Source organism: Pseudomonas gingeri, from assembly GCF_013386115.1.
GTDB classification, from domain to species: Bacteria; Pseudomonadota; Gammaproteobacteria; order Pseudomonadales; family Pseudomonadaceae; genus Aquipseudomonas; species Aquipseudomonas gingeri.
Window position 1 is genome coordinate 336,203 of sequence record NZ_JACAOR010000010.1, and the last position, 22,123, is coordinate 358,325.

The window sequence follows — 22,123 nt, forward strand, 5'->3', positions numbered from 1 at the left end:
TCTAGACCCATAGATTCACCGTTCCCGCAACGCCTCACTTTGGTACTTCAACAACGGCGTCAATAGATATTCAATAATCCGCCGTTGCTCAGTCTTGATTTCAACCGAACTGCTCATCCCCGGTTCCAGCTGAATCCTCTTGCCGTCGGCCACGATCTCATGTGCACCGAGTTGAATTCGGGCCAGGTAAATCAAGCCCAATTTGTCGTCCTTGACCGCATCCTGAGAAATCGACATGACCCTGCCAGCGATCGTGCCGTAGTGGGTGTAAGGAAAGGCATCCAGTTTGATCTCAGCGTCCTGACCCGGCCGAACAAAGCCAATATCCCGGTTGAGAATCTGCGCATCGACTTCCAACCCGGCATCGTCGGGAACAATCACCAGCAAGGCTTGGGCAGGCGTCACTACCCCACCGATGGTGTGCACCGCCAGTTCCTGGGCGGTACCGCTCACGGGAGCCGTCAGGTGTGTCTGCCCCTGTCGTTGCCGGGACTTGGTTTCATCACCCTGGTCCTGGGCCAGTTGCTGCTGCGCCTGGTTGAGCAGATCGAGCTGTTCACGGCGAAACTGAGCAACAGCCGTATCGATATCGTCGCGTTGCTCCTGAATGGTGGCCTGTAGCTCCTTGGCATAACTCTGCTGCCCGGCCAACTCCTGCTCTTGCTGAATGCGCGCTTGTACCTTTTCCAGGTACGCGTGACGGGGCACATAGCTCTGCTTGAGCAAGGTCTGGTAGTCCTCCTCCTCGGCCCGGGTCATGGGCAGGGTTTGCTGCAGGCTGCTGATTTTGTGCTGGGTGGTCTGCAGCTCCTGCAGGCGCTTTTGCAACTCCGAGCGCAGTCCGGTGAGTTTGCTGCGTTGCTCGTAGAACGCGCTTTCGGCAAAGCGCTGGGTATCGCGCTGACGATCCTCACTCGCGTCCTGGACCGCCGCGACAACCGGCGCCCGGTTGGTCGTTTGTGTATCCAGCAAGGACTGGGCGCGATTGATCACCAGCATCGCGTCTATCCGAGCCGTTCTGGATTTGCTGACATCCGCCGTGGCCTCGGTCGGGTCCAGGTCGATCAGCGCCTGTCCCTGGGTCACATGCTGACCGTTATCGACCATGATTGCCTTGACGATGCCGGCTTCCAGCGGCTGGAGGGTCTTACTGTTGCCATTGGGCACGACCTTGCCTTGCGCCACGGCGACCACATCAAGCTTGCCGACGACGGACCAGACCAGGGCAATCGTGAACAGCAGCATCAACATCCACATCAGGCCACGCCCGATTGGCGATGCCGGGGTTTCGAGCACCTCCAGTGCCGCGGGCAAGAACTCGACCTCATCACGCTGGCGCCGTGACGGAGCGCTGTGGGCTTTTTCAGCCTCGAGGGCGGCACGGGCAATGTCGCGATAGTGCCGCAACCGGGGAAAGAAACGATCAAGCAGCGACATGAAGATGCCCCGTCTGATGCCGCCACAGCGAAGCATAGCGCCCGTTCTGTTCGAGCAGTTCCTCGTGGCTGCCCTCTTCAACAATGGTGCCTTTTTCCACCGTGATGATGCGCTGGGCAATTCGGACGGCAGACAGGCGGTGGGCAATGATGAACACCGTGCGGCCTTTGCAGATCTTGTGCATGTTGCCGTGGATGATGGATTCGGACTCGGCGTCCAGCGCGGAGGTAGCCTCATCGAAGATCAGGATCTTCGGTTGGGTCGCCAGGGCCCGGGCAATCGCAACGCGCTGTCGCTGGCCGCCGGACAAACCGTTGCCTCGCTCGCCCAGTTCGGTGTCGTAGCCCTGTGGCAATTCCAGGATGAACTCATGGGCGCCTGCCAACTCGGCTGCCTCCACCACCTGATCAAAGGACATGCCGGGCGAAGCAAAGGCAATGTTGTCGCGTACCGTGCCTTTGAACAGCATGTTTTCCTGCAAGACCACCCCGATCTGCCGGCGCAGTGACGCAGGGTCAAGCACCGAGAGGTCCATGCCATCGATCAGCACCCGTCCACGCTCAGGCGCATAAAGGCGCTGGATCAGTTTGGTCAGGGTACTTTTGCCGGATCCGGAAGGCCCGACGATGCCAATGACGCTACCTGCCTGAGCCGTCAATGAGAGGCCACGCAAGATCTCGGGACCATCGGCCCGATAGCGAAATACCACGCGGTCGAATACCACCTCGCCTTTGACCGGCGGCATCGAGGCTTGTCCGGCAGAGGCTCCAGACTCGGCCTTGTTGTCGAGGATATCGCCCAGTCGGGCCATGGACAGGCGCACCTGCTGGAAGTCCTGCCACAGCTGCGCCAGGCGCAGGATCGGCCCACTGACGCGACCGGAAAGCATGTTGAAGGCGATCAGTTCACCGACCGATAGATCGCCATCAATCACCAATCGGGCACCGAACCACAGCAAGGCTGCTGTAGTGAGCTTGCTGATCAGGGATGCGACCTGGTTGGCCGAGCTGGACAGATTGGAGGCCTTGAAAGCGCTGGACACATAGGCGGCCAATTGCTCCTCCCAGCGCCGTTGCATCAAGGGCTCGACCGCCATCGACTTGAGGGTTTCTATCCCCGTCACGGACTCCACCAGGAACGACTGGTTTTCCGAGCTGCGACGGAATTTCTCGTCGAGCCGGGCCTTGAGTACTGGAGTCACCAGAACCGACAACGCGACGTAGCACGGCAGTGAGATAAACACGATCAAAGTCAGCCAGGGCGAGTACGTCAGCATCACCGCAAAAAACACCAGGGTGAAGAACGTGTCCATGACCACCGTCAGTGCATTGCCAGTGAGGAAGCTTCGGATATTCTCCAACTCTCGCACTCGCGCCACACTGTCGCCCACTCGCCGGGCCTGGAAATAGGCTAGCGGTAAACCGAGCAAGTGATTGAATAAACGAGCACCCAGCTCGACATCCACGCGGTTGGTCGTGTGACTGAATACGTAAGTGCGCAATCCCCCCAGCAATGCTTCGAACACGGAGATGGTAATCAGGCCGAATACCAGCACATCCAGGGTCGACATTGATTTGTGCACCAGCACTTTATCAATCACCACCTGCATGAATAAGGGCGATACCAAACCGAATAATTGCAAGAAAAATGAACCCGCCAGCACTTCCATAAATTGCTTGCGGTACTTGACAATCGACGGAATAAACCACGACAGATCAAACTTTCCACCGCCTTGCGCAAGAACAGCCCGCGAAGTAATCAGAATCAACCGGCCAGACCAAATCGCTTTAAAGTCGGTCAAACTGATTTGAAAAGTGCGTTGTTGCACCTCGTCGTGGAGCAACACATTATCGTTGGCACATTTGGCCAGCACCAGAAAGCGGCCGTCGCGAAGCTCAGCGATAGCCGGCAGTGGTGTCTGTGCAAGCCGACTGATCTGGCTAGTGGTGGTGCGGGCCCTAAGTGCGATCTGCCGGGCCAGACGCACCAGGGTCAAGGCATCGATAGGCCCCGACAAGCCCGACAGGTGCTTGAGGCGTTCAGTGCTGACCGCAACACCTGAGAGCTGGGCAATGACAACGAGTGAAGCAATGCCACTGTCGCCGTCGGCAGTCTCAACTCGCTGGGAGGGCGTATCCATTGTTGTTCTTCCTGACACAAAACTCTCCCTAAGCCTGCACGTTTGCCAGACCCTGTAACAAACCGGATACGCTGCCGAGATCTAAAGTCGATCAGTCGATGAAATACGCTTAAAAATCAGAGTAATAAAAATAACGCTGCGGCGTTGTTGGCGCTGGGCCTTGCCGTTAAAAACCGACGAAACGTTACACTTTTTAACAGGCAATAGTGGCGCTTTCCTACTACTTTTCGTCTCGCACTAAACTTTCACCGCTCCGTTCAGCCTGGGTTCAGAATCAAAATTCAAGATGAAACTTTCACCCCTGCACAATCAGCTGGAATGAATATTGCTATATCAGAAAGAAAATTTATTCTCTCAACTAAGATGAAAAAAGCATAATTCCATCAACAACGCTTCCCAATGGGGGCGGCATCGGATAGGTCTTTCAACTAAGAAGCCATTTTAGTTCGACAAAAAGTGCCGCCAGGTGTGTGCCCCTTGCACTAGGTGCGCCGGACATCAGCCGCCTCCAGCAGTGGCGATTACCAGCGCCTCACTGCCGGCAGATCAGGAATAGGGGCGGCCTGTGCCCCCTGGACCGCCTCCCAGCTCCACCAGCCTACAGGGCCGTAGACGCGGTCGTACCAGTGTGTCTTGCGGACCTTTTGCGCAAGGTAGTCGGGGGTGTTCATGCCGAAGACTTCCAGCGGGAAATCATCCTTCATGTCCAGAAGCCAGAAGTCGGGGAAGAACTCGCACTCGGCGGCGTCGTAGCGCAGTGGTTTTTCGAAGCTGCGGCCGGCGACGGTCAGCTTTTTCTCCAGGATGGATTCGTAGTCGGAGTCCAGCGGTATTCAGCGCTCGCTGACGTGCATCAGCGCCAGTGCCATTGCAACGACGCACTTGCTGGCGTCAAAGCGTGCCAGGGGCGAGATGACCACGGCACGGCGGCCTTTCTTGATCACTGCCTCCACAACGGCAGTATTGGCCGTTTCAGCACTGGAGCGCGGGGTGGCGCACAGCAGGAGCACTTCGCTGAGCATCACCCGACCGGCCTTGATGCGTCGTGCCGTCTTACGAAGCACACTAAGTTATTTACCACTGAAATGAAGTTGCATTGTCGCTAGGCATCGGAATGTATGAAGCAAAGCGTTCTTACCCTTAACGACTTAAATAACCGGAGCACTTCATCGTGAGAAAATTGAGATAATTTCTTCAACCAGGTCTTGCTTAGGCATACCCATTCGCTTAAAAAATAAACCCTAATAAAACAAAAAACACAACAAACATTAATACCCAACCAAAGTCTTTTAACGCCTTAAAGAAGCAAGACCGCCGCTCATAAAAAGGAAGAGCAGAGAGTACCCGCCCTACTCCTAAACCAATCTCTCCATTACCCTTGAGAAACGACTCTTTCATATACCCATAGAAAAAACCGTAAAAAACCATAACCCCCCCGGCAAGAATCCTAATTTTATCACCACCACTCATTGGAGAACCAGAATCCGTGAGAACGGATAAAATCAAACCGACGAAAATTAGAAAAACACCAAAAACCGGCAAGACGTTACTCTTCGCATTGCGAGCCCTTAGATTCTCGAACAATCTAAACGGTCTAAATACTCTTTCAGTCTTCAGTCTATTCTCAAGTCCGGAGCAGTAATATGGCAAAAACAACACAAACCCCAACAGCAACGTAATCGTACCCACAGACACCTCTACGGATAAAACCAGAAAGCAAACACGCCTAAACCTTAAATTTAGCAAACTTCAAAAATAACTTTCCAGCTTCCAGCATTCCTGCCCCCTCTCAAATATAGATAATCATAGCAACACTAATCCCTGCAAATGCGCAGGCAAGATTCATGAAAAAAGCTGAAATTACTTTCATGACCTTGTACTCACTTTCCGAGATCAGCTTTGCAAGCATCCCCAACCCACCACCAACAGCCACAGCCACAGCCACAGCCATGCGTATGTAGTTTACCGCGATGCCATGGCTATCAATCTGAAAGCTAAAAAACACAATACCAGCAACAAGTCCGAGAGTCGAATAAATAAAAAACTCCAAGCTACTTCTTACTGAACTTCTTCTTTCACCCATATCTCGCCTCCTTGCAAAAAAATAACTAGATACTCCACCCATACTGGGGATCCATAAAAATTTAAATCAGAGCCATTATCTCTACCGTTCCTTAAAATTAAAAATCGCAAAAGCTTCCGGGGGATCAGGAGGTATTCAATCACGCGCCGATTATCGATTTCCACCTCCGCCGTCACCGACATACCGATAACTGGCAGGTGCCATGCACGCCATCAAGAAGACGCAGTACCTGCGGGTCATGAACAAGTCCTTTTGTGAGGCCAGGAGGAGAGATAAAGGCATACTGGCTTCGCGGGCGAGGAAATTATGCCAGAGCCTGTTGCAGGTCAAGTTTTTCGCTTAAATCATTCTTAACTCTTAAAAAACCTGAGACCTCAAAACTTGAAAACCCACCATATTTTACCTTAAAAAACATCAAACTGCTTCAAGGCGAACATCATCGCAATTATTAGAAAAGCAAGTCCTGTCATGGTGGTCCATTGAGTTTGCACGGTACCAGCAAACCAGGAGCCTCTGGAGGGGTACTTACCCAACGTCACCAATTTGACTATCGGCCACCCAATAGGAAAGCAAACAGCAGTGACAATCAAGCCTGCCAATACATCTCCCATTTAATAGCGCCTCCCTCTATCCATTAGCAGTCCCCCACAGCATACCTACACACACTAAAGGCACCTAGAAGTTTTGCTTCTACAGCCGCCAAACACGGCTTGTAACACGGCCCTATCAAACGCTGCTTTCAAATGCGTTTTTTTCAGTTGCCTGGCAGATCAGCACACTGGCCAGATGGGTGATTATTTAGGTAGCTCAGGTAGTTGGATGTCACGTTCATCAGCCATGACATCCCAGTTCCCCCCAAAGGACCGTTCGCTGAGCGTCACTCGACCGGCCTTGATGCGTCGTGCCGTCTTGCGCAGCACGCCATGGATCTGGCCGCTGTTGCGTTTGCCCTCCATGGCTGGATACCAGATGTTCAGCCGGGCTTCCTGCCACAGCAGGCAAAGCAGGCCCAGGAGTGTCATGGAGCGTTTGCGGTCGCCGGTGGAGAGTCTATGGGTGACACCGTCCCTGCCGACACTGGTGGTCCTGGCCGGCAGCTCGACCAAGCCACGGCCCCCCTCGACCACACCCGCTTCATAGCCCTGCATGCCTGAGCGCTCAGGTGCTGGGGCGTAGTAGCGACATTCGTTGGCGTGCTTGGGACCTGTACCGGCGAATCAGGCCAGGTGAAAGCCGTCGAGAAGGGTTTGCCGTCAATCACGACCGGGAATCGCTCATACACCATGCCAGGGCTCTCCTTGCCTCAATCCATCATTCAGTGGGCGCCGTTGATCGACTGTAACCCTGCCAGTGGCGCAGCTCTAGCTGCCAGGGCGTTACAAGGTATTTGCTACTGGGGGGATCGCAGGGTCTGATGCACGACAAGTTATAGCCCAAAGCAGAGCAGCATCTGGTCCATGGGAGGGCTCATCGAAATCTTTACAAGGCTCGCAGTATCAGCTCCACCCCCGCAGCTGAAAACAACTGATTATTAACCAGCCGCCTAAGATATTTATAGGCGCCTGGATAGTCCCCCTGCTCTTGGAGGCCACTCAAGGCAGAAATCTGGTCCGAAGTCATATTATAAGATTCACATCCCTCTCACCGAACGATTATGTTATCCAACAGCTCCAAAACCGCTTTATCAATATTTTCAAAATCATCACGAGATTTATTAAAATGATAAATGACCTCGTATTTTTTTATGTACATGCGATCTAGCTCATAAGTAGTAATCCCGGGATCAACATAGACCAGCCCGCCATCCGCCCCTTGAAAAACCACTACCTTCGCACCGTTAACCACATATACGCTTCGGCCATGCTCCGATTTGATCGACTGCATTCCTTTAATGTTTAAAAACGAGCGCCCGAGAGGGCTGCCCCAAGGCCTCATCCTTATTGTAACCTTGTTACCTTCGACAACACCGTCACGAATCAATTTAGAATCATCAAGATCATAGCCAAAGGTCAAAACCTCTCCCCCACCAAACCTGATCCCAGAGCAATCATGCTCATTTATTTTTAGCTCGAATGGGCCATACACACACCGTCCGGCAGACCAATGGGCCGACTCGCTCGAATGTTGCATACTATAAAGCCTTAACAGTATTAGGCCACCGACTATGCCCACCCCCAAAATCAACAAAACGTTTTTAAAATTAATGCTCATCGAAAGACCTCAGAACAAAACAATAAAAACAAACGCCACCTATCGAAGAAAAGCCATTTTACTTTATGCTCTAGTTATAAAGTGCATGACCACTAACATAGGCAGCATTTATCGCTCCTTCAAACTCGAACTCGCATAAGCCTCCAAGGGACTCGGGAGGATCCTGCTGCTGTAGATCGGGCATAGCTTCCTGCTGCGCCTCGAATCCTGCACGGGCTGCCTTGATTTCGGAATTGTTGATGACCGCTTCCTGGTAGACGGACATAAGCTGCGCACGGTCCGAGGGCGATGACGCTGATTGCGCCGCGAACACACTGGCAGGCGCTATGCACGCCATCAAGAAGACGCAATACCTGCGGGTCATGAACAAGTCCTTTTGTGAGGCCCGGAGGAGAGATAAGGGCATAGTGGCCTCGCCGGCGAGGAAATTATGCTAGAGCGTGTTGCAGGTCAACAATCGTATGAGGCGAAGGCGGTCCATCGATACGCTTTGGCTTGGTGAAGAGAGATGTGATCACGAGCAGTGAGAGCGGCGCTATCGAATGTCTGGATAGGTATTCGCCCTTTTTCCGCACATCTGCCGCAACACCTGGCGACTCACCGCATTCAAAACGGTCGACGGCGACGCCTCGTCGGTCAACCACTGCTCTCTGTTCAACCGGGTGTCACCGCCCAGGTCGCGTTGACTCAGGTATTGCAGTTTACCGACGCAGCCGGCGAGTGAAATCAATCAGTTGCTGCCACACAAGTGGCAACCGGTCTGATCACGCAAGGCGTGAAGCCCAAGCGCATATCCATTTTTGGCAGCAAGAATCGGAGTGTGAGCACATTTCGCCCACCCTACGATGAGACTCCAAACTTAGAGGCGTCCACCATGGCTTCCGTACAACTGGCCTTTGCCCATTAGCCATTCCAACAATTTTTTGGATTGCCCGGCATCAGCTATGCAATTCTCGAGATTTTCTAGTTTACGAACAGCGCCAAAGGCAACCCATGAAATTATCCGATTACGTTCGACTACTTGCTCTGGCGGCGATCTGGGGCGCCAGTTTCCTCTTCATGCGCATCTCGGCTCCTGTTTTGGGCGCGTTGCCGACTGCTTTTTTCCGCGTGTTGTTAGGTGCCATTGGCTTGGCCGTCATTCTTGTCATTTTAAAAACAAAAGTCGACTTCAAAGGCAAGTTGCAGCAGATCATGGTGTTGGGCGTTATCAATTCTGGCATCCCATTTTTGATGTATAGCGTGGCGGCACTACTGTTACCTGCTGGCTATTCAGCAATTTTCAATGCGACCACACCAATGATGGGCGTCTTGATCGGTTGGATGTGTTTCAGCGATTCGTTGACACTAAAAAAAGGTGCCGGCGTGTTGATCGGGTTTATGGGCATTACGTTGCTGACCAGCACCGGCCCCATCACAGTGTCAATGAGCGTGGTCATGGGCGCGTTGGCCTGTTTAGTCGCCACCAGTTGCTACGGTGCAGCAGGATTTCTGACTAAACGATGGGTAGCTGACAAGGGTGGGCTGGACGCGAAACTCGTAGCTTTTGGCAGCCAGATTGGCGCGACGCTGTTTCTCGTGCCGTTCTTCGCCATTTCAACCGCAGCAAACCCACCGGCGACCTGGGGTAACCCGGAGGCTTGGATAGCACTGGTTGCGCTGGGTTTCATCTGCACTGCGTGTGCATACATCCTGTACTTCCGCTTGATCGCGGATATCGGGCCGGTGCGTTCACTGACCGTGACCTTCCTTATCCCACCCTTCGGAGTGCTGTGGGGTGTGATGCTCCTTGGTGAACGTCTTTCGGTCGCGCATTTGTACGGCGGCGGGCTTATCTGTTTAGCGGTGTGGTTCGTTCTCAGCAAGAGCAAGCCGAAGCAAGAACCCTCACCAGCTTCGGATTGACCCAAGCACTGAACTTCCCCGGGCACTCCGTACCGGAAAAAAACTGTCACCTGGCTCGATGCACCGCCGGCCAGCGGTGGACTTTTAACTACCGGTTCCAGGATCTCGATAGTAAGAGCGGCGCAAGACGACCTCCTTGGCGCTCAAATCGAACAGCTCAGCGCCTGTAGCAGACAAAAAGGTAGGAATAGACCCGCACCGCTCTCCTATCCCTCATTGCTGATACCGGGTACACGCCCACGCCTAACCTGAATGGGCAGCGGGGTGTGCAGTTCAGGTTGAGCCCCTCAGACACCTCCTCTTCTGCCGTCGCTGCCTGATAACAAAAACCATAATGATCGACGTCAATCGGGAGTACCCGCATGTTCAGATCAGTCTTCACACTGACCTTGATCGGCAGTCTTGTGTTTGCCCAACAGGCCATGGCCGATGGCCTGACCGTCATCTCCTACGGAGGCGCCAGCAAGACTGCCCAGGTCGACGCCTTCTACAAACCCTACAGCCAGCTCACGGGCATCCCCATCATCGCCGGTGAGTGGAACGGTGAAATGGCCAAGCTCAAGGCAATGGTGGACACCGACAGTGTCAACTGGGATGTCCTGGACGTCGAGGACACGGACCTGGCGCGCGGCTGTGAAGAAGGACTGTTCGAACGATTGGACCATAGCCGGATAGGTAACTCGGCCGACCTGATTGCGGGTGCCACACACGAATGTGGAGTCGGGATTTTTGTCTGGTCGAACGTGCTGGCCTACAACGCCAACAAGCTCAAAACCGCTCCTGAAAACTGGAAAGACTTCTGGGATGTGGAGAAATTTCCCGGCAAACGCAGCCTTAGAAAATCCGCCCGTGGTGCCCTGGAGTTTGCACTCATGGCCGATGGCGTTGCTCCCGGTGAAGTCTACACCGTGCTCAGGACACCCGCCGGCGTGGACCGTGCCTTTGCCAAACTCGACGGGCTCAAACCCTACATCCAGTGGTGGGAAGCAGGAGCACAGCCACCGCAGTACCTGATGTCCGGCGATGTGGTCATGAGTTCAGCCTATAACGGCAGGATTCATTTCGCCCAGAAAAGCAACGCCAACCTGAAGGTGGTCTGGAATCAGAATCTTTACCAATTCGATGAATGGGCCATCCCCAAAGGAACTCCCAACCTGGACAGGGCTTATGAGTTCATCGCCTTCGCCATGCGCCCCGAACAACAGAAAATCTATACCGAGCAGATGGCCTACGGCCCCTCCAATAAACGGGCAGACGCCCTCCTCGATCAAGCGCTGAGAAAAGATTTGCCCACCGCCCCCGAAAACATGAAAAACGCCCTGCAAATGGACGTGGATTTCTGGACGGAGTATGGCGAAGGCCTGGAAGAGCGTTTCATTGCCTGGACCAGCAAACGCCCGTGAAACGCCTGCTTAACGCCAATCTGGGATTGGCGTTTTTTTCGTTTTTAAACAGGAATAAATACGTCTTTGCTCCTACTCTTCACAGGTAGTGAGCCCACCCAGCAATCCTTACAGTCATGTGCCTGTAAACGCCAAACCGTGCATCCCCTTCTCCAACATCTCGCTCACTGGCACCGCTTCGATGATCGAGAGACAGGCCAATCATGACTCAATACCTCTTTATCAAACCTGACGTGAATGCGCTGCTCACCTTTCGCGAAAAACTGTCGAAACAGACCCGTGCAGAAATCCGCTTCGATGCTTCAACACGGGCGATTTATGCGTCCGAAGCGTCGAACTACCGTCAGTTGCCGATTGGCGTCGTCATCCCCCGGACACTCGACGACCTTGTCACCACCGTCGCCCTGTGCGCGGAGGCGGATTTACCGATACTGCCCCGGGGGGCTGGCACCTCCATGTGTGGCCAGTCCGTCAACGCTGCCATCATCATCGATGCGTCAAAATACCTCACCCGCATTGAACACATCGATGTCCAGCACAGCATCGCGCGGGTCGAGCCGGGAGTCATCTGCGATCAGTTGAAGTCCATGGCCGCACAGTCCGGCCTGACCTTCGGCCCCGATCCAGCCACCCACAGCCGATGCACACTCGGAGGCATGATTGGAAACAACTCCTGTGGCGCGCACTCGGTGATGGCGGGAAAAACAGTCGAAAATATCGAACGCCTCGAGGTGCTCACCTATGACGGCGCACGTTTCTGGGTCGGTCCCACCGATGAGGCGACCTACCAGGAGCACCTTGAAGCCGGCGGTCGCCGTGCCGAGATCGTCAAATCGCTCAAGACCCTGGTCGACGCCAACGAGGCGATCATTCGTGAGGGTTTTCCGAAACTCAAGCGCCGGGTCTCGGGTTATAACCTCGATCAGCTACTCCCAGAAAACGGCTTCAACATTGCACGTGCCCTGGTCGGTGTCGAAGGTACCTGCGTCACGGTTCTGAGAGCCGAAACACGCCTGGTGACCAACCCTGCACATCGGGTCCTGGTGGTCCTTGGGTTCGAAGATATTTTTCTCGCCGCCGACTCCGTCCCCCAATTGCTACCCCTGACGCCTATCGCGATGGAAGGTCTGGACGATGGCATTATCGGAGGGTTGCGTGAGCGCGGTATGAAGCTGGCCGATATTGCCGAGCTTCCCAACGGCCATGCGTGGTTGATGATCGAATTCGCGGGCGACTCCCTTGATGCGGCCATCAGAGCGGCCCGTCGGGCAATCGACGTGACGGATGCATTGCCCGGCTCGCCGAGCGCCCGCCTGATTACCGACGCCAACCTGATGAACCGTATCTGGACCATTCGTGAGACCGGCGCCTCTGCGACGTCCCTCAGTCTGGACCCCAGCCAACCGGATCCTGTCGTGGGCTGGGAGGATGCCGCCGTTGAACCGGAGTTCCTTGGTCAGTACCTGCGAGAATTCTCGGCACTGGTCACCAGCTATGGATACAAGACAAACCTCTACGGGCACTTCGGTGATGGCTGCATCCACTCACGGATCACCTTCGACCTCAAGAGCCAGGGCGGCGTGAACAACTGGCGAGCCTTTCTGGATGAGGCCGCCCACCTGGTCGTCAAGTTTGGCGGCTCGCTATCGGGTGAGCATGGCGATGGTCAGGCCAAGGGCGAGTACCTGCCCATCATGTATTCACCGGCCATCATGCAGGCATTCAGCGAATTCAAGCACACCTGGGACCCACGCAACAAAATGAACCCGGGCAAGTTGATCCACGCCATGCCCGTCGACCATCATTTGCGCCTGGGACCGGACTATCAGCGCAAGCCGGTCACGAGCCTCTTCACCTATGACAAACGCCTGGGCGATCAGGGTTTTGCCCGCGAAACCGAACGCTGCATCGGCATGGGTAAATGTCGTTCACTCGAGGGCGGCACCATGTGTCCGAGCTTTCGAGCAACCCGCGAAGAACGCTACTCCACCCGTGGCCGCGCCAGGATGTTCTTTGAGTTGCTCAAGGGCGAGGTGATCGAGGACGGTTGGAACAACGAACAGATCAAGGACTCGCTGGAGTTGTGCCTGGGCTGCAAAGGCTGCAAGACCGATTGCCCGACGAATGTGGATATCGCTCGCTACAAGTCCGAGTTCCTCTATCGGCATTACAAGCAACGCCGTCGCCCGTTGATGGATAGCCTGATTGGACGAATTGGCGAATGGCTGCCACATGCCTACCGTTTGGCCCCCCTGATCAACTTCGCCATGAGCAACCGGCTGCTGCGTCTGCTCGGCCAGCGCCTGGGATTGGCCCCGGGTGTTCAGTTCCCTGCGATTGCCGCACGCAGCTTTCGCCACGGGCCAACCGCTCGCCGCCTGCTGACGGCTCAGGCCTTGACCGGTACGAAGGATGTACTGCTCTGGGTCGACAGCTTCAACAACGGCTTCACACCGGATGTACTCGAGGCCGGGGTCCAGGTCCTGGAAAAGCTGGGCTATCAGGTTCATCTGATGAGAAAACAGACTTGCTGCGGACGTCCCTACTATGACGTGGGGATGCTCGACCGAGCCAAAGCCAACCTCTTGGCGATACTCGAACAACTGGAACCGGCGCTGCTGCGCAAACTGCCTGTCGTCGTCCTTGAACCCAGCTGCCTGTCGGTCTTTCGCGATGAAATGCCAGCGTTGTTTCCCGATGACATGCGGGCCCAGCAATTGACCCGATCCATCATGACGCTGAGCGAATTCATTCGGGAGCAAGGGCTGACCCTGCCTTCATTGAGCGACTCCGTGCATGTCCACGGTCACTGCCACCAGAAATCGTGTGGTGGGATGGGAGCCGAACAGGCTCTGCTGGGGAAACTCGGTGGAAACGGCCAGGTAATACCCAGCGGTTGCTGTGGCGTCGCCGGCGCCTATGGTTATCACGGCAAGACAGCACCGATTGCGCAGACGATCGGCCAGCAGGAGTTCAAGCCCCATCTGGACAAGGTTCCACAAGACGCCAGCATCGTGGCCGACGGGTTCAGTTGCCGCGGGCAGATCCGCAAAGTCAGTGGTCGAGAACCTCTCCATCTGGCGCAACTGCTGGCAAAATTGCTGCCCTGAAAGGGTCGATGCCGCACAGGGCAGCCTCTTCGGGGGCCGCCTCGTTTTTACCGACAGAGGCAGGCAGGACCTGCCCCTTGAATCCCCCTTCGTCTAAACGGTGGACCGGACATGAAACTAGCGACCGCCCTGGAGCAGACCATCCTAAGAAAAGCCACCGTGGTGGCTGGCGCGCACGCCCTGGATCGGGAAATCAGTTGGGTCCATATCGTTGATCATCCCGACATCCTCCATTGGCTGAGCAGCGGCGACCTGTTGCTGACCACGGGATACAACTGGCCACGGGATGACCAGGCATGCCGGGAGATGATTCGTAGCCTGAACCAGATTGGTCTGGCGGGCGTCGTGCTGGCAGTCCCGCATTTTCGCGAGCACTTTCCCTCTGCCACGGTGGAAGAAGCCGACCTGTGCAACTTTCCGCTACTGGAGCTTCCTTGGGAGGTGCCCTTTAGCGAGATTACGCAAGAAATCCTGGCGAAGATCATCAATCTGCAGAGCGAAATCATTCGTCGCTCCGATCTCATTCACCGGGCGCTGACCCGGGCAGCCATTGAAGCCAACAACCTCAACGCCTTGGCAGTAGCACTGTCCGGAGCCCTGGAACTTCCCGCACGTATCGTCTCGTCATCAGGCACCGTTCTGGGCAGCAGCGATCCCCATATCGACGACGCATTGGAACGACGCTTCATTGATCAGCTGCAACAAGGCAAAGCCACCATCACGCCCCTCGAAAGCTCGCAGCCCAGTGTGGTGACGCTGGACAAGCCAGGGACCAGCACCCGACTGGCCTGCCCCGTTCTCCTGCAAGGCGAACTGATGGGTGTGGTCTGGCTGCAAGGCCAGGGCGAACCGTTTGAAGAACTTCATTCGCGCGCCCTGGAGCATGCAGCGGTGATCGCGGCCCTCCACCTGACCCACCAGCGTGAACTCCTCGATCAGGAAACCCGACTCGGTTATGCCCTGGTCGCTGGCTTGCTGGAGGGGAAATTCCCTGAGACCCCGCGGGCCATCGAGCGGGCGCTGGTCTCGGGCTGGAGTGAAAGCCGTCCCTACAGGGTCTGCCTGCTCCTCATCGACGAGCCCATTCCACTGAGCCTTGAAGGCTTCAAACGACGCAAAGAGAAAGCCGAACGCATCACCCGCATCATGCAGGACCTGGATATCGCCCCCCTGATGTCCGTTTCACTGAATCAGATCAGCTTGATCGTACCGGCGGATGTTCCCGCCCAAAGTATCTGGAAATCACTGCGTAATGATGGCGGTGCCATGGCCGTCAGCCGCGTTCATAGCGGCGTTTCAGGCATGGCATTGGGGGCGCAAGACGTAGCGGCTTTGCTGCCTCTGCTGCGCCCCGGCAAACTGCACAGCTTCAACGAGGTGCTCTTCCCCAGGGCACTGATGGGCGATGAGGATGCTCGTGCCCTGCTGATCGAGCGCTACATCACCCCGCTGGCCAACAACAAGAACAGCGCCATGCTGCTGGAAACCGTCTGTGTACTGGCAAACGAAGGCTATCAGTTGGTGAACTCCGCCAAGGCGCTCAATGTACATATCAGCACCTTGCGCTACCGGATGGAGCGTATCGAAACGCTGTTGGAGGTGTCGCTGGATAAACCCGAGTCACGCTTTCAACTTCAAGTCGCAGCCGAGATGTACAAGCTCGCTCAGGACCTCTGACCAAAACCGCAGCGCCGACAGACAGGCTGCCGGCGCTCCCGAAACCGGTCGCTACGGACCGGTCATGCCATCAATGCCCTCCCAGGTAAGCCTCCCTGACCTGGGCGTTCTCCAGCAACTCACGTCCGGACCCCGTCATGCGGATCTCGCCATTGACCAGCACATAGGCCCTGTCCGAGAGCCTCAGTGCATGGTTGGCATTCTGCTCGACCAGGAAAATCGTCATGCCGTCGCGGGCCAGGTCACGCACGATCTGAAAGATCTGCTTGACCACGATGGGCGCCAATCCAAGGGAGGGTTCATCGAGCAGCAACAGATCCGGGCGGCTCATCAATGCCCGGGCAATCGCCAGCATCTGCTGCTCTCCGCCGGACATCGTCATCGCTCGCTGGTTTCGACGCTCACGCAGGCGTGGAAACATCTCGAACATCCGCTGCTTGTCCGCCTCGGCATTGTCCATACCGATGGGAATGGTGCCCATCAGCAGGTTTTCCTCGACCGTCATGTCCGGGAATACGCGCCGTCCTTCAGGCGACTGGGCAATACCATTCGAGGCGATGTAATGAGCCGACTTGTCGCGAATATCAGCGCCCCGATAGAGGATCTTCCCGGAGGTTGCCCGAGGCTGCCCAAAAATGGACATCAGCAACGTCGACTTGCCGGCCCCGTTGGCCCCGATCAAGGAAACGGTCTCGCCCCTGTTGATCTCCAGCGATACCTGGCGAAGTGCCTGGATGGGACCGTAGAACACATCGACTTCGTGAAACTGCAGCAGTGGCCCATTCATGCGAGCTCCTCCTCTTCGCGCCCCAGGTACGCGGCGATAACGGTTTCGTTATGACGAATATGCTCGGGCCCGCCTTGGGCAATGACATCGCCATGATCGAGCACCACGATGTGGTCGCAGATGTCCATGACCATTCCCATGTCGTGCTCAATCAACAACACGGTCATGTCATGCTCGTCCCGCAGCCGGCGAATAATGCCGCTCAGCGCCACGGTTTCGGCAGGATTCAAACCCGCCGCCGGTTCATCCAGGCAGACGATTCGTGGCCGTGTGCACATGGCCCGGGCTATTTCCAGGCGGCGCTGTTGCCCATAGGACAGCTCCCCCGCCAGCCGGTTGGCACAATCAACCAGGTCAACCACCTCCAGCCAGTAGAACGCATGGTCCAGGGCTTGCTCTTCAGCACGACGAAAGCCCTGGGTGTCGAGCACGCCGGCCAGCAGGTTGCGATTGACCCACAGGTGCTGTGCAACCAGCAGGTTTTCCACCACCGACATGTCCTTGAACAGCCGGATATTCTGGAAGGTACGGGCCAGCCCCGCACGATTGACCAGGTGGGTACCGCCAAACATCTTGTAGTAGAGACGGCGAGCAAACCGCCCCGGGGAAACGAAGTCAGTCGGATGAAAAGGTTCGCCCAGTATTTTTCGTATATCGGTGTGCCCCTCACGGGCGTTCAACGTGATCTGCCCACCGGTGGCCTTGTAAAAACCGGTCAGGCAATTGAATACAGTTGTCTTGCCGGCCCCGTTGGGGCCGATCAGGGCAGTGATCGACCGCGGCCTGACGTCGAAATTGACGTTGTTCAGAGCCTTGATGCCACCGAAATGCATCATCAGTTTTTCAACCTGCAAAATGGCGTCGCTCATGGCATCACTCCCTTGCGTGCGGCCACGCCCACACGGCTGACACGAATAAGGCCTCGGGGTTTCCAGATCATCATCAACACCATGAGCACACCAAACAGCAGGACCCGGAATTCGGCAAAGTTGCGCAAAAGCTCCGGCATGACCGTGAACACGAAGGCAGCAATCACCACCCCAAGCGTCGAGCCCATCCCCCCCAGTACCACGATGGCGAGGATCAGCGCCGACTCGAAGAAGGTAAAAGACGTGGGATTGACAAAGCCCTGGTAACTGGCAAAGAACACCCCCGCGATACCAGCTGTTGCCGCGCCCAAGGTGAAGGCCGAAAGCTTGACCAGTACGTGGTTCAGCCCCATCGCCCGACAGGCGATTTCGTCTTCACGCAAGGCCTCCCAAGCCCGGCCGATGGGCATGCGGGTCAGGCGTTTTTTGAGGTAGAGCACCAGCATGACCACCAGCACCAGGACGGCGTAGATAAAGATGAACTTCATGTTGGGGTTGTAGGCGACACCGAAAAACTCATGGAACGCCACTCCACCGTCCTTTGCCTGACGCCCGAACTCCACGCCCAGGAACGTCGGGGCCGGAGCCTGAACACCGTTTGGCCCGCCCGTGAAGGCCACCCAGTTGTTGAGCACCAGGCGAATGATCTCGCCAAACCCCAGGGTCACGATGGCCAGATAGTCCCCGTGCATGCGCAGCACCGGAAAACCCAATACGCAGCCTGCCAGCGCCGCGCACAAGGCAGCCAACGGCAACGCACTCCAGAAGCCAAGTCCCAGGTATTGGTAACCGAGTGCCAACCCATAAGCGCCAATCGCATAAAAGGCCACAAAGCCCAGGTCCAGTAGCCCGGCCAGCCCGACAACGATATTGAGTCCCAGCCCCAGGAGCACGTAGATCAGTCCGAGAATAACCACCGTCAGGATGTATTTGTCGGCGATGAAGGGGATCGCCGCCGCCATCACGATGGCTGCCGGGAGCATCCAGCGTGACCATGACCGATGCCCGGCCGGCAAGACCTGCGCCCCGCCACCCGTTCGCCCCGTGCCGCCGGACAAGCGCTGACCGAGGGGCCCCTGAAGCACGATGCCCACCATGAAGCGCCCTATCACAACCACCGAGACCATCGCCAACACCCGGCTCGCATGCAACTCAAAACCATAGCCGTCCAGCACCACACCGACAATCGGCCCGAACACGATCAGCGCCATGAAGCCAGCCATTACCGCATCGATTGTGCAGGTACGCCAGTTGATAGCATTCTTGGAAATAGTCATTTCACACCTTCGTCACGTGCGGCCGCCCGAGCAGTCCCTGGGGGCGGAATATCAGAATCAGAACCAGCAGAGCGAAACTGAAGACGTCCTTGTAATCAGTGTTCACCAAGCCCGAAAACTGGGCCTCGGCCACGCCAAGTACCAGGCCTCCCAGCATTGCGCCCGGCAGCGAGCCAATCCCTCCGAGGACGGCGGCAGTGAATGCCTTGATACCGATGACAAACCCGGCGTAGAAGTCGAACGTTCCGTAATCCAGCGTGATCAGCACACCCGCCAAGGCCGCCATGACAGCCCCGATCACGAACACACAGGAAATGATCCGGTCGGTATTGATGCCCAGGATCGAAGCCATCTTGCGATCCTGCTGGGTCGCCCGGCACATGCGTCCAAGACGGGTGCGCTTGATGACCAGGTTCAGGACCAGCATGCCGGTCAGCGCCGCCACCAGGATGAACAGCTTGGTGTAGGTCAATTGCACGTAGCCGCTGTCCAGCGTCCAGCGCAGCGACCCCTGGAGCAGAGTCGGAATACCCTGCTGCCTGGCCCCCTGGCTGAGCTGTACGTAGTTTTGCAGGATCAGTGAGATACCAATCGCACTGATCAGGGGAGCGAGTCGTGTTGACTGACGCAAGGGCTTGTAAGCCACTCGCTCGATCACAAAGCCATACACTCCGGTGACCACGATGGTGAAGGCGAAAGTGCCCAGCATGAGTATCCCGAAAGACTCAACGCCGAAGTAACTCAGCAAGGCCAGCGTAATGGCCGTGATATAGGCTGAGATCATGTAGACCTCGCCATGGGCGAAGTTGATCATCCCGATAATGCCGTACACCATGGTGTAGCCAATGGCGATCAAGCCGTAGACAGCACCCAGTGTCAGGCCGTTGACAGTCTGTTGAATAAAGAAAGCATCCACGTTGGTTCTCCGCGCCTTTGAAAAGGCCCGCGCTCATTGCACGCAGGCCTGAATGTCAACCGGGCCAGTTCTTCTAGAGCTGGTGGTAGCGCCCTTGTGCATCCCACTGGTACATCACATAAGGCGACTCTTTGAGGTCACCTTTCTTGTCCCAGCTTTTCTGGCCGAGAATGGTGTCGACCGTATGGCTCTTGAGCCAATCGGCAGCCTTGAGCCCTTGGGTGGTCCCCACGCCGTTGAACGCCGCCGCCATTGCCTGCAGGGCGGCATAGGAGAACAGGGTGTAGCCTTCCGGTTCGAAGCCCTTCTCGCGAAGCTTCACCAACACCTGCTGCCCGCCCGGCAAGCTGCGTGGGTCGGCATAAAAGGTCATCAATACACCGTCGGTAAACTGCGCTCCGCCAGCCGTGGTGACCAACTGGTCGGTCACCACACAATCATCTGATACGAACTTGGCCGTCATCCCCTGCTCGCGCATTTGACGCACCAGAGGGCCTGCTTCCGGATGGCAACCACCGAAGTACACCACTTGCGGCGAGACCGAACGCAATTTGGTCACCAGCGCGTTGAAGTCCTTTTCACCCCGGGTGAGGCCTTCGTAGAGGACCGTGTCGACGCCATATTCCTTGAGCTTCAAGCGAGTGGTGTCGGCCACTCCCTGTCCGAAGGTGTCCTTGTCATGAATGACCGCCACCTGGGTAGCCTTGAGCGTGTGGGCAATGTAGTCCGCCGCGACCTGGCCCTGCTGGTCGTCCCGACCGGACATGCGGAAGAAGGTCGCCAAGCCGCGCTCGGTCAGCTTGGGACTCGAGGAAGCCGGCGTGATGGTCAGCACACCGGCTTCGTCATAGATTTCCGAGGCCGGCATCGAGGACGAAGAACAATAGTGCCCGATGACCCCCACGACCTTGTCGGAGTCGACCAGTTTGTTGGCGGCCGCCACCGCCTGTTTAGGCTCGCAGGCGTCATCCCCCTTCACCAGGACGATTTTCTCGCCATTGATGCCTCCCTTGGCATTGATATCCTCGGCAGCCTGTTGGGCGCCCCGCCACATCTGTTCGCCAAAGGCCGCATTGGGCCCTGTATGCGGCCCGGCAACACCGATTCTGAGGTCGGCCAGAACGGGGGTGGAAAGAGCCATTGCGAGGGTGATCGAAACGCCACCCACAAGGGTGTGAATATTGCGCTTTTCCATTCTGTTACTCTCTTTGCTATTGGACTTATTATGCTTTTGCGAAAACAACAGCCGAACAAACGATCAACACAAATCCCGCTATTCGCGCGACTCGCCGATCATTTATCGAACTATTACTTCAGTAGAATGGGCAGTACTTAATGGGAGGCCACATAAACACAAAACGTTTATTTAACCGATGACGCCTTTTTATTTTTAGAAGTACATGATCAAAGTTTTAAACTTCGAGTCATCACCATTGAAACAACTACCAGCAGAGCACCGAACCATATCGATAACTGCATGCCCTGCCCCAGGTACAGTGCCAGAAAGGCCGTGGACAACACGGGGGTGGCATAACTGAGCACTGCAACCTGCTGGGGATCGGCTTTCTTCATCGCCAGGTCCCACAGATAGAATGCGCCGCCCATGGGGCCGATGCCCATATAGACAAGGGCCAGGGTTTCGCGGGTATCCAAGGAAGGCCATGGATGCCCCATGCGAAACCCCACCAGACAGACGACCCCGGATATCAGGCAGAACAACCCGACAGAAGCGCTTTGCACGCCCGGGTACTTCTTGGCCAGCAGGGAGTAAATTGCCCAGACCAATGCGGACAGAAGCGCCAGCCCATAACCCAGCAGGCCATCAGCCCCCACCAACTGTGAGGTATCACAGCTGATGATCGCCCCCAGAAAACCGACGATACCGGCCAGCAGACAACGCTTGCTCAGGGTTCCGTTTCGAACGAACAACGGAGCCAGAACGACGATCATGACCGGCCAGAGATAGTGGATCAGGCTGACACCGATGGGATCGGCCATTTGCAAGGCATAGAAATAGATGACGTGATAGCCCAGCATGCACACCGTGCCGATAAGCAGCAGCGGCCAGGGCATCGACCATGCCTTCACCCAGGGCAACCCCATCAATGCGCCAATACTCAGCGCAATACCGGTCATGAACAACGGCGGGACATCAGCACAAAAGGTCACACTCAGGGCCAATGTGCTCCACACCAGGATGGCACCGACGGCAGCCAACCAGTATCCCTGCGTACGCACGCCGCACGTGACCGTGCTCATAAGCAACACCCCTGCTGACAAAACGATTGATGCCCTCTCTCAGGACACA

General features: G+C 56.1%; 18 protein-coding genes and 1 pseudogene. 4 read left to right on the forward strand and 15 right to left on the reverse strand.

Annotation, left to right across the window (positions count from 1 at the left end; translation table 11 throughout):
* Nucleotides 1-15: 15 nt before the first annotated feature.
* The 9 genes and pseudogenes from HX881_RS20480 to HX881_RS20520 all read right to left on the reverse strand — a co-directional run bounded on the left by HX881_RS20480 (nucleotide 16) and on the right by HX881_RS20520 (nucleotide 8,235).
* Entirely contained in the window at nucleotides 16-1,437 is a 1,422-nt protein-coding gene (locus HX881_RS20480) for an HlyD family type I secretion periplasmic adaptor subunit (RefSeq protein ID WP_177086282.1), read from the reverse strand.
* Nucleotides 1,424-3,577: a type I secretion system permease/ATPase gene (locus HX881_RS20485; RefSeq protein ID WP_177086284.1), complete on the reverse strand. Its 2,154-nt coding sequence runs from the start codon at nucleotides 3,575-3,577 to the stop codon at nucleotides 1,424-1,426. The genes HX881_RS20480 and HX881_RS20485 overlap by 14 nt, the downstream gene beginning before the upstream one ends.
* Nucleotides 3,578-4,098: 521 nt before the next feature.
* A complete protein-coding gene (locus HX881_RS33275) occupies nucleotides 4,099-4,281 on the reverse strand; it encodes a hypothetical protein (RefSeq protein ID WP_425503522.1) in 183 nt (60 codons plus the stop codon).
* A gap of 129 nt (nucleotides 4,282-4,410) precedes the next feature.
* Nucleotides 4,411-4,641, reverse strand: a complete 231-nt coding sequence (locus HX881_RS20495) for a hypothetical protein (RefSeq protein WP_177086286.1) — start codon at nucleotides 4,639-4,641, stop codon at nucleotides 4,411-4,413.
* Nucleotides 4,642-4,804: 163 nt separating this feature from the next.
* The gene (locus HX881_RS20500; protein ID WP_177086288.1) at nucleotides 4,805-5,266 is read right to left on the reverse strand and encodes a hypothetical protein; all 462 of its coding nucleotides are present in this window, start codon (nucleotides 5,264-5,266) and stop codon (nucleotides 4,805-4,807) included.
* Between the two features lie 100 nt (nucleotides 5,267-5,366).
* On the reverse strand, nucleotides 5,367-5,660 hold the full coding sequence (locus HX881_RS20505) for a hypothetical protein (RefSeq protein ID WP_177086290.1): 294 nt from the start codon (nucleotides 5,658-5,660) through the stop codon (nucleotides 5,367-5,369).
* Between the two features lie 794 nt (nucleotides 5,661-6,454).
* Nucleotides 6,455-6,859 (reverse strand): annotated as a pseudogene (locus tag HX881_RS20510) (DUF1173 family protein); the annotation flags it as partial.
* A 442-nt stretch (nucleotides 6,860-7,301) separates the two neighbouring features.
* Nucleotides 7,302-7,871, reverse strand: a complete 570-nt coding sequence (locus tag HX881_RS20515; RefSeq protein ID WP_177086292.1) for a hypothetical protein — start codon at nucleotides 7,869-7,871, stop codon at nucleotides 7,302-7,304.
* Nucleotides 7,872-7,941: 70 nt separating this feature from the next.
* Nucleotides 7,942-8,235 carry a hypothetical protein gene (locus HX881_RS20520; protein ID WP_177086294.1) on the reverse strand — a complete coding sequence of 98 codons (294 nt, stop codon included), beginning with the start codon at nucleotides 8,233-8,235 and terminating at the stop codon, nucleotides 7,942-7,944.
* Between the two features lie 629 nt (nucleotides 8,236-8,864).
* On the opposite strand from HX881_RS20520, the gene HX881_RS20525 reads away from it, so the two are divergent.
* From HX881_RS20525 to HX881_RS20540, 4 genes are all read left to right on the forward strand, one after another.
* Nucleotides 8,865-9,776 carry a DMT family transporter gene (locus HX881_RS20525; protein ID WP_177086296.1) on the forward strand — a complete coding sequence of 304 codons (912 nt, stop codon included), beginning with the start codon at nucleotides 8,865-8,867 and terminating at the stop codon, nucleotides 9,774-9,776.
* Nucleotides 9,777-10,138: 362 nt separating this feature from the next.
* Entirely contained in the window at nucleotides 10,139-11,179 is a 1,041-nt protein-coding gene (locus HX881_RS20530; protein ID WP_177086298.1) for an ABC transporter substrate-binding protein, read from the forward strand.
* Between the two features lie 203 nt (nucleotides 11,180-11,382).
* A complete protein-coding gene (locus HX881_RS20535; RefSeq protein WP_177086300.1) occupies nucleotides 11,383-14,289 on the forward strand; it encodes an FAD-binding and (Fe-S)-binding domain-containing protein in 2,907 nt (968 codons plus the stop codon).
* Between the two features lie 111 nt (nucleotides 14,290-14,400).
* The gene (locus HX881_RS20540; protein WP_177086302.1) at nucleotides 14,401-15,966 is read left to right on the forward strand and encodes a PucR family transcriptional regulator; all 1,566 of its coding nucleotides are present in this window, start codon (nucleotides 14,401-14,403) and stop codon (nucleotides 15,964-15,966) included.
* 70 nt (nucleotides 15,967-16,036) lie between these two features.
* Here the strand turns inward: HX881_RS20540 and HX881_RS20545 are convergent, their stop codons facing one another.
* The 6 genes from HX881_RS20545 to HX881_RS20570 form a co-directional block, all read right to left on the reverse strand.
* Nucleotides 16,037-16,753 carry an ABC transporter ATP-binding protein gene (locus HX881_RS20545; protein WP_017128928.1) on the reverse strand — a complete coding sequence of 239 codons (717 nt, stop codon included), beginning with the start codon at nucleotides 16,751-16,753 and terminating at the stop codon, nucleotides 16,037-16,039.
* On the reverse strand, nucleotides 16,750-17,622 hold the full coding sequence (locus HX881_RS20550; RefSeq protein ID WP_177086304.1) for an ATP-binding cassette domain-containing protein: 873 nt from the start codon (nucleotides 17,620-17,622) through the stop codon (nucleotides 16,750-16,752). The genes HX881_RS20545 and HX881_RS20550 overlap by 4 nt, the downstream gene beginning before the upstream one ends.
* Nucleotides 17,619-18,899 (reverse strand): high-affinity branched-chain amino acid ABC transporter permease LivM, encoded by a 1,281-nt coding sequence (gene livM, locus HX881_RS20555; protein WP_177086306.1) that lies wholly within the window; start codon nucleotides 18,897-18,899, stop codon nucleotides 17,619-17,621. Before livM ends, HX881_RS20550 begins: the two co-directional genes overlap by 4 nt.
* Before the next feature lies 1 nt (nucleotide 18,900).
* On the reverse strand, nucleotides 18,901-19,815 hold the full coding sequence (locus HX881_RS20560; protein ID WP_017128925.1) for an ABC transporter permease subunit: 915 nt from the start codon (nucleotides 19,813-19,815) through the stop codon (nucleotides 18,901-18,903).
* A gap of 73 nt (nucleotides 19,816-19,888) precedes the next feature.
* Nucleotides 19,889-21,010, reverse strand: a complete 1,122-nt coding sequence (locus HX881_RS20565; protein ID WP_177086308.1) for a branched-chain amino acid ABC transporter substrate-binding protein — start codon at nucleotides 21,008-21,010, stop codon at nucleotides 19,889-19,891.
* A gap of 209 nt (nucleotides 21,011-21,219) precedes the next feature.
* Entirely contained in the window at nucleotides 21,220-22,074 is an 855-nt protein-coding gene (locus HX881_RS20570) for a DMT family transporter (RefSeq protein ID WP_177086310.1), read from the reverse strand.
* Nucleotides 22,075-22,123: the final 49 nt, after the last annotated feature.

What these genes read in the sequence shown, in the direction of transcription:
- HX881_RS20480 (WP_177086282.1), bottom strand. Translation starts at nt 1,437, where the DNA reads ATGTCGCTGCTTGATCGTTTCTTTCCCCGGTTGCGGCACTATCGCGAC.
- HX881_RS20530 (WP_177086298.1), top strand. Translation starts at nt 10,139, where the DNA reads ATGTTCAGATCAGTCTTCACACTGACCTTGATCGGCAGTCTTGTGTTT.
- HX881_RS20550 (WP_177086304.1), bottom strand. Translation starts at nt 17,622, where the DNA reads ATGAGCGACGCCATTTTGCAGGTTGAAAAACTGATGATGCATTTCGGT.
- HX881_RS20505 (WP_177086290.1), bottom strand. Translation starts at nt 5,660, where the DNA reads ATGGGTGAAAGAAGAAGTTCAGTAAGAAGTAGCTTGGAGTTTTTTATT.
- HX881_RS20570 (WP_177086310.1), bottom strand. Translation starts at nt 22,074, where the DNA reads ATGAGCACGGTCACGTGCGGCGTGCGTACGCAGGGATACTGGTTGGCT.
- HX881_RS20540 (WP_177086302.1), top strand. Translation starts at nt 14,401, where the DNA reads ATGAAACTAGCGACCGCCCTGGAGCAGACCATCCTAAGAAAAGCCACC.
- HX881_RS20515 (WP_177086292.1), bottom strand. Translation starts at nt 7,871, where the DNA reads ATGAGCATTAATTTTAAAAACGTTTTGTTGATTTTGGGGGTGGGCATA.
- HX881_RS20565 (WP_177086308.1), bottom strand. Translation starts at nt 21,010, where the DNA reads ATGGAAAAGCGCAATATTCACACCCTTGTGGGTGGCGTTTCGATCACC.
- HX881_RS20535 (WP_177086300.1), top strand. Translation starts at nt 11,383, where the DNA reads ATGACTCAATACCTCTTTATCAAACCTGACGTGAATGCGCTGCTCACC.
- HX881_RS33275 (WP_425503522.1), bottom strand. Translation starts at nt 4,281, where the DNA reads ATGAAGGATGATTTCCCGCTGGAAGTCTTCGGCATGAACACCCCCGAC.
- livM (WP_177086306.1), bottom strand. Translation starts at nt 18,899, where the DNA reads ATGACTATTTCCAAGAATGCTATCAACTGGCGTACCTGCACAATCGAT.
- HX881_RS20545 (WP_017128928.1), bottom strand. Translation starts at nt 16,753, where the DNA reads ATGAATGGGCCACTGCTGCAGTTTCACGAAGTCGATGTGTTCTACGGT.
- HX881_RS20525 (WP_177086296.1), top strand. Translation starts at nt 8,865, where the DNA reads ATGAAATTATCCGATTACGTTCGACTACTTGCTCTGGCGGCGATCTGG.
- HX881_RS20520 (WP_177086294.1), bottom strand. Translation starts at nt 8,235, where the DNA reads ATGACCCGCAGGTATTGCGTCTTCTTGATGGCGTGCATAGCGCCTGCC.
- HX881_RS20485 (WP_177086284.1), bottom strand. Translation starts at nt 3,577, where the DNA reads ATGGATACGCCCTCCCAGCGAGTTGAGACTGCCGACGGCGACAGTGGC.